Source organism: Ramlibacter aquaticus (assembly GCF_015159745.1).
In the GTDB taxonomy this organism is placed as follows: Bacteria; Pseudomonadota; Gammaproteobacteria; order Burkholderiales; family Burkholderiaceae_C; genus Ramlibacter; species Ramlibacter aquaticus.
Genome location: NZ_JADDOJ010000091.1, coordinates 1 through 15,558, shown reverse-complemented (window position 1 = coordinate 15,558; position 15,558 = coordinate 1). Strand labels below are relative to the sequence as shown.

The 15,558-nt window shown below is 71.6% G+C and carries 17 protein-coding genes; 9 read left to right on the top strand and 8 right to left on the bottom strand.

Features of this window, described 5'->3' with window-relative positions; genetic code table 11:
- Positions 1-11: 11 nt before the first annotated feature.
- The 6 genes from IM725_RS17270 to IM725_RS17245 are packed head-to-tail and all read left to right on the top strand — an operon-like array spanning position 12 to position 4,697.
- The gene (locus tag IM725_RS17270; protein WP_193781878.1) at positions 12-419 is read left to right on the top strand and encodes a 5-carboxymethyl-2-hydroxymuconate isomerase; all 408 of its coding nucleotides are present in this window, start codon (positions 12-14) and stop codon (positions 417-419) included.
- A gap of 5 nt (positions 420-424) precedes the next feature.
- Positions 425-1,225 (top strand): 2-oxo-hept-4-ene-1,7-dioate hydratase, encoded by an 801-nt coding sequence (gene hpaH / locus IM725_RS17265; protein WP_193781877.1) that lies wholly within the window; start codon positions 425-427, stop codon positions 1,223-1,225.
- 34 nt (positions 1,226-1,259) lie between these two features.
- Positions 1,260-2,048 (top strand): aldolase/citrate lyase family protein, encoded by a 789-nt coding sequence (locus IM725_RS17260; RefSeq protein ID WP_193781876.1) that lies wholly within the window; start codon positions 1,260-1,262, stop codon positions 2,046-2,048.
- Positions 2,045-2,797: a class II aldolase/adducin family protein gene (locus IM725_RS17255; RefSeq protein WP_193781875.1), complete on the top strand. Its 753-nt coding sequence runs from the start codon at positions 2,045-2,047 to the stop codon at positions 2,795-2,797. Before IM725_RS17260 ends, IM725_RS17255 begins: the two co-directional genes overlap by 4 nt.
- 6 nt (positions 2,798-2,803) lie before the next feature.
- Entirely contained in the window at positions 2,804-3,778 is a 975-nt protein-coding gene (locus IM725_RS17250; RefSeq protein WP_193781874.1) for a 2-dehydropantoate 2-reductase, read from the top strand.
- Position 3,779: 1 nt separating this feature from the next.
- Positions 3,780-4,697, top strand: a complete 918-nt coding sequence (locus IM725_RS17245) for an EamA family transporter (protein WP_193781873.1) — start codon at positions 3,780-3,782, stop codon at positions 4,695-4,697.
- A 35-nt stretch (positions 4,698-4,732) separates the two neighbouring features.
- Here the strand turns inward: IM725_RS17245 and alr are convergent, their stop codons facing one another.
- Positions 4,733-5,830: an alanine racemase gene (gene alr, locus IM725_RS17240; protein WP_193781872.1), complete on the bottom strand. Its 1,098-nt coding sequence runs from the start codon at positions 5,828-5,830 to the stop codon at positions 4,733-4,735.
- 130 nt (positions 5,831-5,960) lie between these two features.
- Between alr and lplT the strand changes: the two genes are divergently transcribed.
- Genes lplT through IM725_RS17225 form a run of 3 tightly spaced genes read left to right on the top strand, consistent with a single transcriptional unit; the run spans position 5,961 to position 8,642 of the window.
- Complete coding sequence (gene lplT / locus IM725_RS17235; protein WP_193781871.1) at positions 5,961-7,244, top strand: lysophospholipid transporter LplT; 1,284 nt, start codon at positions 5,961-5,963, stop codon at positions 7,242-7,244.
- Positions 7,237-8,160 carry a DMT family transporter gene (locus tag IM725_RS17230; protein WP_193781870.1) on the top strand — a complete coding sequence of 308 codons (924 nt, stop codon included), beginning with the start codon at positions 7,237-7,239 and terminating at the stop codon, positions 8,158-8,160. Before lplT ends, IM725_RS17230 begins: the two co-directional genes overlap by 8 nt.
- Positions 8,157-8,642: a glutathione peroxidase gene (locus IM725_RS17225; RefSeq protein ID WP_193781869.1), complete on the top strand. Its 486-nt coding sequence runs from the start codon at positions 8,157-8,159 to the stop codon at positions 8,640-8,642. The genes IM725_RS17230 and IM725_RS17225 overlap by 4 nt, the downstream gene beginning before the upstream one ends.
- A gap of 21 nt (positions 8,643-8,663) precedes the next feature.
- Here IM725_RS17225 and IM725_RS17220 read toward each other — a convergent pair whose 3' ends face one another.
- From IM725_RS17220 to IM725_RS17190, 7 genes are all read right to left on the bottom strand, one after another.
- Positions 8,664-9,368 carry a helix-turn-helix transcriptional regulator gene (locus IM725_RS17220; RefSeq protein ID WP_193781868.1) on the bottom strand — a complete coding sequence of 235 codons (705 nt, stop codon included), beginning with the start codon at positions 9,366-9,368 and terminating at the stop codon, positions 8,664-8,666.
- 70 nt (positions 9,369-9,438) lie between these two features.
- Positions 9,439-10,665 carry a glycolate oxidase subunit GlcF gene (gene glcF, locus IM725_RS17215; RefSeq protein WP_193781867.1) on the bottom strand — a complete coding sequence of 409 codons (1,227 nt, stop codon included), beginning with the start codon at positions 10,663-10,665 and terminating at the stop codon, positions 9,439-9,441.
- A 3-nt stretch (positions 10,666-10,668) separates the two neighbouring features.
- Positions 10,669-11,772: a glycolate oxidase subunit GlcE gene (glcE, locus tag IM725_RS17210; protein ID WP_193781866.1), complete on the bottom strand. Its 1,104-nt coding sequence runs from the start codon at positions 11,770-11,772 to the stop codon at positions 10,669-10,671.
- 62 nt (positions 11,773-11,834) lie between these two features.
- Complete coding sequence (locus tag IM725_RS17205) at positions 11,835-12,782, bottom strand: SMP-30/gluconolactonase/LRE family protein (protein WP_227753897.1); 948 nt, start codon at positions 12,780-12,782, stop codon at positions 11,835-11,837.
- A 156-nt stretch (positions 12,783-12,938) separates the two neighbouring features.
- Positions 12,939-14,477 (bottom strand): ammonium transporter, encoded by a 1,539-nt coding sequence (locus tag IM725_RS17200; RefSeq protein WP_193781864.1) that lies wholly within the window; start codon positions 14,475-14,477, stop codon positions 12,939-12,941.
- A 33-nt stretch (positions 14,478-14,510) separates the two neighbouring features.
- Positions 14,511-14,849, bottom strand: coding sequence for a P-II family nitrogen regulator (glnK, locus tag IM725_RS17195; protein WP_193781863.1), 339 nt, complete (start codon positions 14,847-14,849; stop codon positions 14,511-14,513).
- 20 nt (positions 14,850-14,869) lie between these two features.
- On the bottom strand, positions 14,870-15,558 hold a 689-nt coding region (locus IM725_RS17190), incomplete at its 5' end, for a TorF family putative porin (RefSeq protein ID WP_193781862.1).

Below are 15,558 nucleotides of genomic sequence, written 5' to 3'. Positions count from 1 at the left end.
CCCCTGACGCCATGCCCCACCTCGTCATCCTCTACACGCCCGACATCGAGCCGGCACTGGACATGGCGGGCCTGTGCCGGGCGCTCGCCGACACCATGCTGGCGCTGCGCGACCAAGCCGGCCAGCAGGTCTTCCCGACCGGCGGCACGCGCGTGCTGGCCTACCCGGCGACGCACCACGCGGTCGCCGACGGCCAAGGCGAGTACGGCTTCATCTACCTCAACCTGCGCATGGGCGCCGGCCGCAGCGGCGCCGTCCACCAGCAGGCTGGCGACACCCTGATGGCGACGGTGCGCGAGCGCTGCGCCGCCCTGCTCGCCAGCCGGCCGGTCGGCATCACGCTGCAGGTCGACGTCAGCCCCGGGCAGGTCTACGACGCGAAGTTCTCCAGCCTGCACCCCCTCTTCAACAAGGCCTGACCCCCATGCTGGACCCCGAACGCATCCACGCGCTCGCCGCCGAACTCGACCAGAGCGAGCGCTCCCGGGTGCAGGTGGAGCATTTCTCCAAACGCTTCCCGGGCATGACGGTGGAAGACGGCTACGCCATCTCGCGCGAGTGGGTGCGCCTGAAGATCGCGTCCGGGCGCCGGGTGGTGGGCCACAAGATCGGCCTCACCTCGCGGGCGATGCAGCAGTCCAGCCAGATCGACGAGCCCGACTACGGCACGCTGCTGGACGACATGCTCTTCAGCCCGGGGGACATCCCCACGCAGCGCTTCATCGCGCCGCGGGTCGAGGTGGAGCTGGCCTTCGTGCTGCGGCACCGCCTCGAAGGGCCGCAGGTGTCGGTGGAGGACGTTCTGGCAGCCACCGAGTACGTCACGCCGGCGATCGAGATCATCGACGCCCGCATCGAGCAGTTCGACCGCCACACCCGGGCCATGCGCCGCGTGCAGGACACGATCAGCGACAACGCGGCCAATGCCGGCATCGTGCTGGGCGGCCGCCGCGTGAACCCGCGCGAGGTCGACCTGCCCTGGTGCGGCGCCATCCTGCGCCAGAACGGCCATGTGGAGGAGACCGGCCTGGCCGCCGGCGTCCAGGGCCACCCGGCGGTGGGCGTGGCCTGGCTGGCGATGAAGCTCTTCCCCTGGGGCGAGCGGCTGGAGGCCGGCGAGATCGTGCTGGCGGGCTCCTTCACGCGGCCGGTGCCGGCGAAGGCGGGCGACCGCTTCGACGCCGACTATGGCCCGCTCGGCCGCTTCGAATTCCAGTTCACCTGAGAGACACTTCCCCAACACCCACAGGCAGGACCGCATGCAGACCCCCACCAACCCCTTCAAGCAGGCGCTGCGCGAGCGCCGCACCCAGATCGGCCTCTGGCTGGGCCTGGCCGGCGGCACCGCGGCCGAAATCTGCGCCGGCGCCGGCTTCGACTGGCTGCTCATCGACGGCGAGCATTCGCCCAACGACCTGCAGAGCATCCAGCACCAGGCCCAGGTGATCGCCGCCTACCCCGCGAGCCACGCGATCGCACGCGTGCCCGTGGGCCACGGCAACGTGGGCACCGCGCTCATCAAGCAGTACCTGGACCTGGGCCTGCAGACCCTGCTGGTGCCCATGGTGGACACGCCCCAGCAGGCTGCGCAGCTGGTGCAGGCCATGCGCTACCCACCCGCGGGCATCCGCGGCATGGGCGGGGCGCGCGGCTCGCGCTGGGGGCGCTTTCCGAACTACCCCAAGGAAGCGAACGACCAGGTCTGCCTGCTGGTGCAGGCCGAGACCGTGCAGGCATTGCAGAACCTGGACGCCATTGCGGCCACCGAGGGCGTGGACGGCGTTTTCATCGGCCCGGCCGACCTGTCCGCGGCCATGGGCTTCGTGGGCAACCCCAACGCGCCCGAGGTGCAGGCGGCGATCGCGGACGCCATACGCCGCATCCACGCGGCGGGCAAGGCGGCCGGCATCCTGGCGGTGGACGAGGCGGTGGCGCAGCGCTACCTGGACATGGGCGCCGACTTCCTGGCCGTGGGCGTGGACACGCACCTGCTGGTCAAGGCCACCAATGCACTGGTGGCGCGCTTCAAGCCGCGGGGCGCCGCATGAGCCGCATGCACCCCGACGAATGGCGGGCCCGCGTCGAGCTCGCCGCCTGCTACCGCATCTTCGACCAGCTCGGCTGGACCGAGATGATCTACAACCACATCACCGTGCGCCTGCCCGACTCGGTGACCGGGGGCGAGCGGCAGTTCCTCATCAACCCCTTCGGCCTGCACTACAGCGAGGTGACGGCCAGCAACCTGCTGAAGATCGACATCGAGGGCCGCAAGCTGGACGACAGCCCCTGGCCGGTGAACCCGGCGGGCTTCACCATCCACGGCGCGATCCATGGCCACGTGGCGGGCGCGCACTGCGTGATGCACACCCACACCACCAGCGGCCTGGCCGTGGCGTGCACCGACGGCGGCCTGGCGCAGAACAACTTCTATTCCGCGCAGCTGCACGAGATGGTGGCCTACCATGACTTCGAGGGCATCACCGTGCACGCCGAGGAGGCGCCGCGGCTGCTGGCCAGCCTGGGCAGCAAGCCGCTGCTGATCCTGCGCAACCACGGCCTGCTCGCCGTCGGCCCCACGCTGCCGCTGGCCTTCACGCGCCTGTGGACGCTGCAGAGAGCCTGCGACGTCCAGGTCGCGCAGGCGGCGCTGGGGCGGGCCATCCCCATCCCCGAGGCGGTGGCGCGCAAGACCACGCACGATGCCTTCCAGTTCGACGCCCGCTTCGGCGGTGGCCAGGATGTGTTCGATGCGCTGGTGCGGCGCCTGGACCGCATCGACGACAGCTACAAGCGGTAGGACGGCATGAAAGTCTGCATCTACGGCGCCGGCGCCATCGGCGGCTGGATCGGCGTGAAGCTCGCGCAGGCGGGCTGCGACGTGAGCGTGGTGGCCCGCGGCGCGACCCTGGACGCCGTACGCTCGCACGGGCTGCGGCTGGACGAAGCCGGCACCCTGCACACGGCGGCGGTGCGCGCCGCGTCCGACCCCGCCCAGCTCGGCCCACAGGACCTGGTGGTGGTGGCGGTGAAGGCGCCGGCCATGGCCCAGGTGGCGGCGGCCATCGCCCCGCTGCTGGGGCCGGACACGGTGGTGCTCACCGCCATGAACGGCGTGCCCTGGTGGTTCTTCGAGGGCTTCGGCGGCCCGCTGGCCGGCACGCGGCTGAAGGCCGTGGACCCGGACGGTGCCATCGCCCGCGCCATCCCCGCCCGGCACATCGTCGGCTGCGTGGTGCACGCGAGCTGCGCGCTGGCCGGCCCGGGCCACGTCAGCCACCACTTCGGCCAGAAGCTCATCGTCGGCGAACCCACGGGCGAACGCAGCGCCCGGGTGCAGCAGCTGGCGGCGCTGCTGGAGCGCGCCGGTTTCGAGGCGCCCATCGCCGAGCAGATCCAGAAAGACGCCTGGTACAAGCTCTGGGGCAACATGACCGTGAACCCGGTCAGCGCGATGACGGGCGCAACCACCGACCGCATCATGGACGACGAGCTGGTGCGCGGCTTCATCAGCCGCGTGATGCTGGAGGCGCGGGAGATCGGCGCGCGCATCGGCATCCCCATCGCGCAGCAGCCCGAGGACAGGCACCAGGTGACGCGCAAGCTGGGGGCCTTCCGCACCTCCATGCTGCAGGACGTGGACGCCGGCCGGCCGGTGGAACTCGACGCGCTGGTGACGGTGGTGCGCGAACTGGGCCAGCTGGTGAAGGTGGAGACGCCCTTCACCGATGCGCTGCTGGGGCTGGCCCGCCTGCACGCCCGCGTGCACGGGCTGTACTGAGATGGCCAAGGCCGTCGCCGCGCCCACCCGCGCGCTCTCGGGCACCGCCTTCGCCACCCTGCTGCTGATCGCGCTCATGATGGGCGCGAACCACGTGTCGGCCCGGCTGGCCTTCAACCACGGCGTGGACGTGGCCACGGCCGTCGTGGTGCGCAGCCTGGTCACCACCGGCGTGCTGCTGGCGCTGATCCGCGTGCAGGGCGTGCGGCTGCGCTTCAGCGCGCGCCACAAGCGCATGCTGCCGGGCATCGGGCTGCTGATCGGCCTGCAGAGCCTGTGCCTGTACTCCGCCGTCGCGCGGCTGCCGGTGGCGCTGGCCCTGCTGGCCTTCAACACCTACCCGATCTGGACGGCGCTGTGGGCCCGCGTGGTCTACGGCCAGCGGCCGGAACGGGCGATGCTGGTCGCCATGCCGGTGATCCTCGTCGGGCTGGCGATGGCGCTGGATGTGTTCGGCGCCGCCTCGGGCCTGGGTGCGGCGGGCCAGTGGAGCCGCATCGGCGCCGGCGTGGGCTTCGCGCTCGCGGCCGCCTGCAGCTTCGGTCTGGCCCTGGTGCTCACCCAGCACGAGGCGGGCGACGTGGACGGGCGCGTGCGCACCGCCACCACCATGGGCATCGCGGCCCTGGTGGCCCTGACCACGGTGGGCCTGCAGGGCGGCTTCCACTGGCCGGATGCGCCGGTGGGCTGGGGCGGCCTGGCGGCCCTCACCTTCCTGTACGGCACGGCCTTCACCATCATGTTCACCGTGCTGCCACGGCTGGGCGTGGTGGGCAACTCGGCCATCATGAACGTGGAGCCAGTGTGCGCGCTGGTGCTGGCGTGGCTGGTGCTGGGCCAGTCCATCGCCCCGGTGCAGGTGGCCGGCGCGCTGGTGGTGGTGGGCGCGGTGATGGCGCTGGGGCTGCGGCGGCGCTGAAGCCGGTTGCGCGGCCCGCGTCCGCGCGGACGCGGTCAGTCCTCGACCTGCACCGGCACCCGCGGCGCCAGGGCGCACATCAGCTCGTAGCCCACGGTGCCCGCGGCCTGCGCGACCTCGTCGACCGACAGCAGCGCGCCGCCCGGGCCGCGGCCCCACATCGTGACCTCGCTGCCCAGGCCGGCCTGGGGCACGGGCGTCAGGTCCACGGTGATCATGTCCATGCTGACGCGGCCCACCAGCCGGGTGCGCACGCCCTCGACCAGCACCGGCGTGCCCGTGCCGCAGTGGCGCGGGTAGCCGTCGGCATAGCCGCAGGCCACCACGCCGATGCGCATGGGCGCCTCGGCCGTGAAGCTGGAGCCGTAGCCCACCGTGTCGCCCGCCTGCAGGTCCTGGGTGCCGATGATGCGGGTGGACAGCGTCATCGCGGGTTGCAGGCCCCAGTGCTGCGCGTCGTGCACGGGCGCATCGGGCGCGCTGCCGTAGACCGCGATGCCGGGGCGCACCCAGTCGGCGCGCACCGCGGGCTCGCCGCCGAAGCGCAGTGCCGCCGCGCTGTTGGACAGCGAGCGTTCACCCGGCAGGTCGCGCGTGGCCTCCAGGAAGACCTGCAGCTGGTGCGCGATGCCGCGCGGCCCGTCGGCGTCCGAGAAGTGCGTCATGTGCGAGATCTCGTCGACCTGCGGCAGCGCGTCCAGGCGGGCGTAGGCGGCGCGGTAGGCCGCGGGCCGGAAGCCCAGGCGGTTCATGCCGCTGTTCATCTTCAGGAAGACGCGGTGCGGCTGGTGCGTCTTGTGCACCGCGAGCATGTCGATCTGCGCTTCGCAATGCACCGTGTGCCACAGCCCCAGGCGCGAGCACAGCTCCAGGTCGCGCGACTCGAACACGCCCTCGAGCAGCAGGATGGGGCCGCGCCAGCCCAGGTCACGCACGCGCTGGGCCTCGTCCAGGTCGAGCAGCGCGAAGCCGTCCGCGGCGCGCAGGCCGTCGTAGGCGCGGGCGATGCCGTGGCCGTAGGCGTTGGCCTTGACCACGCCCCAGACGCGGGCGTCGGGGGCGGCGGCGCGCATGCGCGCGAGGTTGTGGCGCAGGGCCGGGCGGTGGATGGTGGCGAGGATGGGACGCGGCATGGCAAGAGGACGGCGGCCGTTACAGCCTTCTTGCGGGATTCTGTCATGGACCCCCGTGATATAACCCCTTGGTTTCAAGGAGACAGCACGTGATTTCGCCGCCTATCAGGCGGCCTGATGCGCCCAACGAATGAAGCGCGGTTTCTATACCTTGATGGCGGCCCAGTTCTGCTCGTCGCTGGCCGACCAGGCGCTGTTCGTGGCGGCTGTGGAATTGATCAAGTCCGGGGGCGGTGCCGAGTGGCAGCGCGCCGCACTCGTTCCCATCTTCGCGCTGTTCTACGTCGTGCTGGCGCCCTGGCTGGGCGCGATCGCCGATGCGCACCCCAAGCGCGCCGTCATGTTCGCCAGCAATGCGATCAAGGTCGTGGGCTGCGTGATGATGCTCTTCGGCACCCACCCGCTGCTGTCCTACGCCATCGTCGGCCTGGGCGCGGCCGCCTACTCGCCGGCCAAGTACGGCATCCTCACCGAGCTGCTGCCGCCCTCGCAGCTGGTCAAGGCGAACGGCTGGATCGAGGGCCTGACCATCGCCTCCATCATCCTGGGCATCCTGCTGGGCGGCCAGCTGGTCGGGCCCACGCTGTCCTCGCACCTGCTGTCCTTCGATTTCCCCTTCATCGACACCGGGGTGGACACGCCGCCGGAGGCCGCGATCGCGGTGCTGATCTTCATCTACGCGCTGGCCGCCTGGTTCAACACCCGCATTCCGCTCACCGGCGTCGAGATGCGCCCCATGCTGCGCAACCCGCTGGAGCTGGTGCCCGACTTCTGGACCTGCAACGCCCGCCTGTGGCGCGACAAGCTGGGGCAGATCTCGCTGGCCACCACCACGCTGTTCTGGGGCGTCTCGGGCAACCTGCGCTACATCGTGCTGGCCTGGAGCGCCGCCGCCCTGGGCTACAGCACCACGCAGGCCTCCTCGCTCACCGGCGTGGTCGCGATAGGCACCGCCGTGGGCGCGATCGTGGCCTCCATGCGCATGCGCCTGGACGGCGCCACCGGCGTGATCCCCATGGGCGTGCTGATGGGCGTGCTCATCGTGCTGATGAATTTCATCCACAACGTCTGGGTCGCCGCGCCCTTCCTCATCCTGATGGGCGGGCTGGGCGGCTTCCTGGTGGTGCCCATGAACGCGCTGCTGCAGCACCGGGGCCACAACCTGATGGGCGCCGGCCGCTCCATCGCGGTGCAGAACTTCAACGAGCAGGCCTGCATCCTGGCGCTGGGCGCCTTCTACAGCCTGTCGACCGGGCTGGGCCTGAGCGCCTACGGCGCCATCACCGCCTTCGGCCTCGCGGTGGCCGGGGTGATGGTCCTGATCCGGGCCTGGCACCTGCGCAACTGCAGGCGCCACCCCGAGGAAATCGAGCACCTGCTGCGCATCGCGCGCAACGACCACCTGCATGGCTGAGGCCGGATCGGCCGCCCGCGGGCGCTGGCTCGCGGGCCTGGCCTTGCTGTCCAACGCCTTCGTCTGGGGCGTCTCCTGGTGGCCGCTGCGGCAGCTGGAGGCGCACGGGCTGCATCCCCTGTGGAGCACCGCGCTGGTGTACACGGTGTCCATGGCCTTGATGCTCGCGGTGCGGCCGCGCGCCCTGCCGGCCTTCCTGCGCCACCCGGCCGTCTGGATCCTGCTCGTGGCCTCGGGCCTCACCAACGTCGGCTTCAACTGGGCCGTGACGGTGGGGGACGTGGTGCGGGTGGTGCTGCTGTTCTACCTGATGCCGGCCTGGACCGTGCTGCTGGCCTGGGCCCTGCTGGGGCAGCGGCCGACCGCCGGCGCGCTGCTGCGCCTGGCGCTGGCCATGGCCGGCGTGTTCATCGTGCTCAAGGCCCCGGGCGCGCCCTGGCCGGTGCCCGAGGGCGCCGCGGACTGGCTCTCGCTGGCCGGCGGCTTCAGCTTCGCGCTCACCAACGTGCTGCTGCGCCGCCTGCACGCGGTGCCGGCCGAGGCGCGCGTGCTGGCCATGTTCGGCGGCGGCGCGGCCATGGCCGCCCTGGCCGCGCTGTTCGGCCACGCCAGCGGCATCGTGCCCCTGCCCCCCGCGCTGGACGCCGCCTGGGCGGGGCTGGCCCTGGTCCTGAGCCTGGCCTTCCTGGGCGGGAACCTCGGGCTGCAGTACGGCGCCTCGCGGCTGGACGCGCACACCTCGGCGCTGGTGATGCTGTCGGAGGTGGTCTTCGCCAGCCTGTCCTCCGTCGCCCTGGGCGCCGCCGCGCTGAATGGGCGCACGCTGCTGGGCGGCGCGCTCATCGTGGTCGCCGCCGCGGCCTCCGCCCTGTCCGGCAGCACGGAAAAGGCCGACGGCGCAGAATCGGCGCCATGAGCACCCTGCACGACTTCGAAGTCCGGTCCATGGCCGGCACGCCCCATCCCCTGGCGCAGTACGAAGGCCGGGTGGTGCTGGTGGTGAACACCGCCAGCGCCTGCGGCTTCACGCCGCAGTTCGCCGGCCTGGAGGCGCTGCACCGCCGCTACGGTCCCCAGGGCCTGGTGGTGATCGGCTTCCCCTGCAACCAGTTCGGCGGCCAGGACCCGGGCAGCAACGAGGAGATCGCCGGCTTCTGCCAGAAGAACTACGGCGTGAGCTTCCCCATGATGGCCAAGGTGGCGGTCAACGGCGACGAGGCCGACCCGCTGTTCCAGTGGCTGCGCAAGCAGGCGCCCGGCATCCTGGGCAGCACGGGCATCAAGTGGAACTTCACCAAGTTCCTGGTCGGCAAGGACGGCCGCAGCGTGAAGCGCTACGCGCCCAACGACACGCCGGCCTCGCTCGCGGCCGACATCGAGAAGGCGCTGGCCGCCTGATCCTGCCGCGTGGCGCGGGGCTCAGGCCGTGGGCGAGCCTTCGCGCGCACGCTGCTCGTTGTGGCGCGCCAGGTCCGCGAGGGTGCGGCCCGGCTCGTCGCGGAAGCGCTCCTCCAGCGCCTGCGCGTGCTGCACCCGGTCGATGCGGAAGCTGCGGAAGTCGGCCCGGTGCTCGCACCAGGCGGCCAGCGTCCAGACCTTGCCCCAATAGAAGCAGCCCAGCGGCCGCACCACGCGCTCGGTGTGCTGCTCGGCGTGGTCACGGTAGCCCAGGTGCACCTTGCGCCGGTCGGCCACGGCCTCGCGCAGCAGCTGCAGCGTGCGCTGCGCGTCGTCGGGCAGGCCGTGCGCGGGCGCATACACCGCCAGCGCCTCGGCGGCGACCCGCGCCTCCACCGGCAGCACCGAGAGGATCTTGCCCAGTGCGTCCTCGGCGCCGCGCGCCAGCACCGGGTCCAGCCAGGCCTGCGCCATGCGCACCGCGGCGACCACGGCCTTGGCCTCGTCCTGGGTGAACATCATGGGCGGCAGGTCGAAGCCGGCACCCAGGCGATAGCCCATGCCGGCTTCCCCCTCGATGGGCACGCCCTGGCGCACCAGGTCGGCCACGTCGCGGTAGATGGTCCGCTCGGACACCTCCATGCGCTGCGCCAAAAAGGCGGCCGTGGTGAGCCGCCGGCCGCGCACCAGCTGGATGATGTGGAAGAGTCGGTCCGCACGGCGCATGGCGCGGACCTTAGCCCAGGGCGATTTCCCGAGCCGGGCGCGGGGACGCCCGGCTCCTGACACCAAGATGTCAGGAGGGCGTCAAGGCCTCGTCGAGCAGCTCGACCCAGTGGCGCACCGGCACGTCGGTGCCCGACTGCAGGTGCGTGATGCAGCCGATGTTGGCCGACAGGATGGCGGCAGGCTGCAACTCACCCAGGTGCCCCAGCTTGCGGTCGCGCAGGCGCTTGGAGAGTTCCGGCTGCAGCACCGAGTAGGTGCCGGCCGAACCGCAGCACAGGTGCGACTCGTTGGGCGCAAGGCGCAGCTGGAAGCCCAGCTCGCCCAGCCAGCGCTCCACGCCGCCCCGCTGCTGCTGGCCGTGCTGCAGCGTGCAGGGCGGGTGCCAGGCCATCAGCCCCGGGGCGGGCCGCACGCGCTCCTTGAGGGCCGGCACCAGGTCGGGCAGCAGCTCGCTCAGGTCGCGGGTGAGCGCCGAGATGCGGGCCGCCTTCTCCGCGTAGGCCGGATCGTGCGCGAGGTGGTGGCCATATTCCTTGACGGTGACGCCGCAGCCGGAGGCGTTCATCACGATGGCTTCCACGCCCTGTTCCACGTGCGGCCACCAGGCGTCGATGTTGGCGCGCATCTGCGCCAGGCCGCCCTGCTGGTCGTTCAAGTGGAACTTCACCGCGCCGCAGCAGCCGGCCTCGGGCGCAACCACCGCCTCGATGCCGGCGGCGTCCAGCACGCGGGCGGTGGCGGCGTTGATGGAGGGCATCATGGACGGCTGCACGCAGCCGGCCAGCATCAGCATCTTGCGGGCATGGCTGCGACGCGGCAGCGCGCCGGCCGCACGCGGCGCAGGCACCTTGGCGCGCAGCGTTTGCGGCAGCAGGCCGCGCACGGCCTGCCCCAGCTTCATGGCCGGGCCGAAGGCCGGCGAGGGCAGGCCTTCCTTGAGCAGCCAGCGCACCGCCTTGTCGCTGGCCTCGCGCGGCACGCGCTCCTCGACGATCTTGCGGCCGATGTCCACCAGGTGGCCGTACTGCACGCCGCTCGGGCAGGTGCTCTCGCAGTTGCGGCAGGTGAGGCAGCGGTCCAGGTGCAGCTGCGTCTTGCGCGTGGGCTGCTCGCCCTCCAGCACCTGCTTGATGAGGTAGATGCGGCCGCGCGGGCCGTCGAGTTCGTCCCCCAGCAGCTGGTAGGTGGGGCAGGTCGCGGTGCAGAAGCCGCAGTGCACGCAGCGGCGCAGGATGGCCTCGGCCTCGCGCCCTTCGGCCGTGCCCGCGAATTCCGGGGAGAGATGGGTCTGCATGGTTCAGGCGCCCTGCAGCAGTCGGCCGCGGTTGAAGATGCCGGCCGGGTCGAACTGGCGCTGCAGCGCCTGCTGGATGCGCAGCAGCGGGCCGGTCGGCGGGGTGAATCGGGTCTGGGCCGGGCCGCTGCCCGGGGCCGTGCGGAACAGGGTGGCGTGACCCCCGGCGGCGACCGCCGCGGCGCGCACACGGTCGCCCTCGCCCGGCGCCACGCGCACCCAGCGCTGGCCGCCGTGCCATTCGACCAGCGGCGTCTCGGGCAGCTGCAGCACCGGCGCCACCTGTGGCACCGACACGCGCCACAGCTCGCGCTCACCGCGCGCCTCGAACCAGGGCAAACGCTGCTCGCGGCACAGGGCCCAGTCGGGGCCGGCCTGGGCATCGGCCACACGCTCGCCGCCCAGGCTGCGGCAGGCCGCCTGCACCGCCGCCACCGCGCCGCGCAGGCGCAGGTACAGCACGCCGCGCCCGTCCTCCTCGACCCAGCAGCTGGCGTTGAGCGGCAGGGGCTGGCCGCCCCAGGCGTTGAGCCGCTGCAGGGCCTGCGCCTGGTCCATCTCGAAGCGCAGGGTGGCCTCGGCGGGCGCGACGGGCAGCACCTTCAGGCTCATCTCCACCATCAGGCCCAGGGTGCCGAAGGCGCCGGCCATCAGGCGCGACACGTCGTAGCCCGCCACGTTCTTCATCACCTGGCCGCCGAACACCATGTGCTCGCCGCGGCCGTTCACCAGCTGCACGCCCAGCACGTAGTCGCGCACCGGGCCCACGCTGGCGCGGGCCGGGCCGGCCAGGCCGCTGGCCACCATGCCGCCCACGGTCGCGCCCGGGCCGCAGTGGGGCGGCTCGAAGGGCAGGCACTGGCCCTGGGCCGCCAGCAGCGCCTCCAGCTCGGCCAGGGGCGTGCCGGGCCGCACGGTGACCACCAGCTCGCTGGGCTCGTAGCTCACGACGCCGGCCAGGGCCGGCTCGTCACGGGTGGACAGGATCTCGCCTTGCAGGGATTCGCCCAGGAAATCCTTGGTGCCGCCGCCGCGGATGCGCAGCGCGCGGCCGTGGGCCGACGCGTCACGGATGCGGTCGATAAGGGGCTGGAGCGCTTCTGCCATGGCCCCGGATGGTACGCGCAGCGGCTGCCAGCCCTGCCGTGGCCGGCATGAACTTTTTGAAATCAGGCGATGACGAAATCCACGGGCAGCCCCGGCACCTCGACCCGGGCGGCGATGACGTGGCCGGACCAGGGCCGCTCGGCCAGCTCCTGCGGCGGCCGGCGCTCGCGGGCGCTGGTGACGTAGAGGGTGCGCAGGTCCGGGCCGCCGAAGCAGGGCATGGTGGGGCATTGCACGGGCACCGGCACCTCGGCCAGGCACTCGCCGGCCGGCGAGAAGCACAGCAGCCGCGCGCCCTCGTACATCGCGCACCAGTAGTTGCCGGCGGAATCGAGGGCCGCGCCATCGGGGCGGCCGCCGTAGCCCGGCTGGCCGGGCTGCCAGCCGGCGGGCTTGGGCGTGAAGCGCTGGAATTCGCGGTGGCTGCGCATCACGTTGGCCTCGCCGTCCCAGTCCCAGGCGTGGATCACGTGGGCGCCGGTGTCGGCCCAGTAGAGCCGCCGGCCCTCGCGCGAGAAGGCGAGGCCGTTGGCCACGGTGGCGTTCAGGGCCTTGAGCTGCACCGCCGGCTTGCCGTCGCTGCCGTTGCCGGGCCGCAGGTCGATGCAGTAGAGCTCGGCGCGGCGGGCGTCGCGTGGCTCCCAGATCGTGCCGGCCCAGAAGCGGCCCAGCGGGTCGGCCTTGCCGTCGTTGAAGCGCATGCGGGTGGCGTCATGGGGAAAGCGCACCAGCGGCGCCAGGCCGCCCTGCCAGGCGTCGGCGCGCCAGATGCCGTCGCGCAGGCCCAGCAGGAAGCCGCCGCCGCGGATGGGCGCGACGCAGCCGGGCTCCGAGGGCATGGCCCAGCTTTCGACGGCGCCGCCGGGCTGCATGCGGCGCAGCTGGCGGCCGGGGATGTCGACCCAGTAGAGCCGCGATTCCTGCGGGTGCCAGAAGGGCGATTCGCCCAGCGCGTCGGGGGTGGGGGTGGCCGGGGACCAGGCCAGGGCAAGGGATTCCACCCGGTCCATTGTGCCGCGCGGGGCCGCGCCGGGGCGCTCAGCCGCGGCCTTTCGCTGCGGCCCCATGAAAACAGCCCGCGCGGCCGGGGCCGGGCGGGCTGAACATCCAAAAAGACCGGGGTCTTGCCGTCCCCTGGCGCCGCCCGCGCGGGCGGCGCGCCGGGATCAGCGGTTGTAGGCCGTCTCGCCGTGGGACGAGATGTCCAGGCCTTCGCGCTCTTCCTCTTCGGTGACGCGCAGGCCGATCACCAGGTCGACGATCTTGTAGCAGACGAAGGCCACGACGCCGGACCACACGACGGTGGTGAGCACGCCCTGGAACTGGATCCACACCTGGCTGGCGATGGAGTAGTCGGGGCTGACCTTGTTGGCGACGTAGTCGTAGATGCCCGTGCCGCCCAGGGAGGGCGAGGCGAACACGCCCGTCAGGATGGCGCCCAGCATGCCGCCCACGCCGTGCACGCCGAACACGTCCAGCGAGTCGTCCGCGCCCATGATGCGCTTCAGGCCGTTGACGCCCCACAGGCAGACCAGGCCGGCGATCAGGCCGATCACGATCGAACCCATGGTGCCGACGAAGCCGCAGGCGGGGGTGATGGCGACCAGGCCGGCGACGGCGCCGGACGCAGCGCCCAGCATGGAGGCCTTGCCCTTGGAGAGCGCCTCACCGCCGATCCAGGACAGCGTGGCCGCGGCCGTGGCCAGCAGGGTGTTGGCGAAGGCCAGGGCGGCACCGCCGTTGGCTTCCAGGTTGGAGCCGGCGTTGAAGCCGAACCAGCCCACCCACAGCATGGCCGCACCGACCATGGTCAGCGTCAGGCTGTGCGGAGCGAAGGCTTCCTTGCCGTAGCCCACGCGCTTGCCCAGCACATACGCACCCACCAGGCCGGCGATACCGGCGTTGATGTGCACCACGGTGCCGCCGGCGAAGTCCAGCGCGCCCTTGGCCCACAGCCAGCCACCGTTCGCGGTGACGGTTTCCAGGGTCTTGGCGTCCGTGATCGCGTCCGGGCCGTCCCAGTACCAGACCATGTGCGCGATCGGCAGGTAGCTGAAGGTGAACCACAGCGTGACGAACAGCAGCACGGCGGAGAACTTGATGCGCTCGGCGAAGGAGCCCACGATCAGCGCGCAGGTGATGGCGGCGAAGGTGGCCTGGAAGCACATGAAGGTCAGCTCGGGGATCACGACGCCCTTGCTGAAGGTGCCGGTGGTCGAGTCGCCCGTCATGCCCTTGAGGAACAGCTTGTCGAAGCCGCCGACGAAGGGGTTGCCCGCGGTGAACGCCACGCTGTAGCCGTAGATGGCCCACAGCACGTAGATCAGCGAGGTGATGACGAAGACCTGCATCAGCACCGACAGCATGTTCTTGCTGCGGACCAGGCCGCCGTAGAACAGCGCGAGGCCGGGGATGGTCATGAAGATGACCAGGGCGGTGGCCACGGTCATCCAGGCGGTGTCGCCCTTGTTGGGCACCGGCGCGGAGGCCGCTGCCGCCGCCGCGGGGGCGGAAGCCGCCGCCGCGGCCGCCGGGGCGGCGGACGCGGCGTCAGCCGGCTTGGCCTCGGTCGATGCCGCGGGCGCGGCGGTGGCCGTGGCGGCAGGCGCCGCGGAGGCGGCCGGGGCCGGGGTCTGCGCCATCACCGAAGCGGTGCCGGCGAGCAGGCCCAGGCCGAGGGCGAGGGATGCGAGAAGTTTTCTCATGGGTTGGTGTCTTTCTCTGTTCGGGCGCGGTGCTTACAGCGCCTCCTTGCCGGTTTCACCGGTGCGGATGCGCACCACCTGTTCGAGGTCGTAGACGAAGATCTTCCCGTCGCCGATCTTGCCGGTGCGGGCCGCGCTCTCCACGGCCTCGATCACGCGTTCGACGAGGTCGTCCGCCACGGCGGCTTCGATCTTCACCTTGGGCAGGAAGTCGACGACGTACTCGGCACCGCGGTACAGCTCCGTGTGGCCCTTCTGGCGGCCGAAGCCCTTGACCTCGGTGACGGTGATGCCCTGCACGCCGATGCCGGAGAGCGCTTCGCGCACTTCGTCGAGCTTGAAGGGCTTGATGATGGCCGTGACGAGTTTCATGTCTTGCTCCAGGTGCCGGGTCAGAAGGTGTACTTCGCGCCGATGACCACGGTGTTGTTGCCGATGAACTTGCCGTTGTAGTCGGTGTAGAAGGACTTCTTGGCGTCGGAGCCGATGGCGGCCAGGGTGCCGGAGAAGCCGTTGCCGAAGTCCTTGGCCAGGGTCAGGGAGTAGTCGGTGTAGCTGGCGACGTCGATGTTCTTGACGCGCTGGTGGCCGATGTGCGGGGTCAGGCTGTAGCCGTTGCCCAGGTCGACGGCGGCGCTCAGGTCGACGTAGTCGCTGCCCGAGCTGTTGAGGTTGCCCAGGAAGTTGCCCATGGCGTGGCTGTACTTCAGGGTGAACATGCCGTAGGTGCCGGCGGCGTACCACTCGTTGGTGTCGGCCTTGGAGAACAGGCCCGCGCCCGGCGTGCCGGCGTCACCGGAGTTGTTGCCCGGGTAGCGGTAGGTGATCAGGCCCACGTCCAGGGTCAGGTCCTTGACGATCTCGGTCTTGTAGCCGCCGTACAGGTCCATCTCCAGCGAGCCCTTGGTGGCGCCGTTGAAGTCCTTGATCCAGCGCACGTTGGACAGGAAGGTGCCCAGGTACAGGCCGGACTTGAGGGTCAGGTCGATGCCGCCCTGGATGGCGGGCTTCTTGGAGGTCTGGGCGATGCCGCGGAAGCGGTAATCGCTCACCACGCCCACGTTGTAGGCCAGCGTGTAGG

Excerpts from the sequence above, each read along its gene's own strand:
- IM725_RS17220 (WP_193781868.1), bottom strand. The coding sequence starts at position 9,368 with ATGCGCCGTGCGGACCGACTCTTCCACATCATCCAGCTGGTGCGCGGC.
- glcF (WP_193781867.1), bottom strand. The coding sequence starts at position 10,665 with ATGCAGACCCATCTCTCCCCGGAATTCGCGGGCACGGCCGAAGGGCGC.
- hpaH (WP_193781877.1), top strand. The coding sequence starts at position 425 with ATGCTGGACCCCGAACGCATCCACGCGCTCGCCGCCGAACTCGACCAG.
- IM725_RS17255 (WP_193781875.1), top strand. The coding sequence starts at position 2,045 with ATGAGCCGCATGCACCCCGACGAATGGCGGGCCCGCGTCGAGCTCGCC.
- glnK (WP_193781863.1), bottom strand. The coding sequence starts at position 14,849 with ATGAAACTCGTCACGGCCATCATCAAGCCCTTCAAGCTCGACGAAGTG.
- lplT (WP_193781871.1), top strand. The coding sequence starts at position 5,961 with ATGAAGCGCGGTTTCTATACCTTGATGGCGGCCCAGTTCTGCTCGTCG.
- IM725_RS17230 (WP_193781870.1), top strand. The coding sequence starts at position 7,237 with ATGGCTGAGGCCGGATCGGCCGCCCGCGGGCGCTGGCTCGCGGGCCTG.
- glcE (WP_193781866.1), bottom strand. The coding sequence starts at position 11,772 with ATGGCAGAAGCGCTCCAGCCCCTTATCGACCGCATCCGTGACGCGTCG.
- IM725_RS17245 (WP_193781873.1), top strand. The coding sequence starts at position 3,780 with ATGGCCAAGGCCGTCGCCGCGCCCACCCGCGCGCTCTCGGGCACCGCC.
- IM725_RS17200 (WP_193781864.1), bottom strand. The coding sequence starts at position 14,477 with ATGAGAAAACTTCTCGCATCCCTCGCCCTCGGCCTGGGCCTGCTCGCC.
- IM725_RS17205 (WP_227753897.1), bottom strand. The coding sequence starts at position 12,782 with ATGGACCGGGTGGAATCCCTTGCCCTGGCCTGGTCCCCGGCCACCCCC.
- IM725_RS17260 (WP_193781876.1), top strand. The coding sequence starts at position 1,260 with ATGCAGACCCCCACCAACCCCTTCAAGCAGGCGCTGCGCGAGCGCCGC.
- IM725_RS17250 (WP_193781874.1), top strand. The coding sequence starts at position 2,804 with ATGAAAGTCTGCATCTACGGCGCCGGCGCCATCGGCGGCTGGATCGGC.
- alr (WP_193781872.1), bottom strand. The coding sequence starts at position 5,830 with ATGCCGCGTCCCATCCTCGCCACCATCCACCGCCCGGCCCTGCGCCAC.
- IM725_RS17270 (WP_193781878.1), top strand. The coding sequence starts at position 12 with ATGCCCCACCTCGTCATCCTCTACACGCCCGACATCGAGCCGGCACTG.
- IM725_RS17225 (WP_193781869.1), top strand. The coding sequence starts at position 8,157 with ATGAGCACCCTGCACGACTTCGAAGTCCGGTCCATGGCCGGCACGCCC.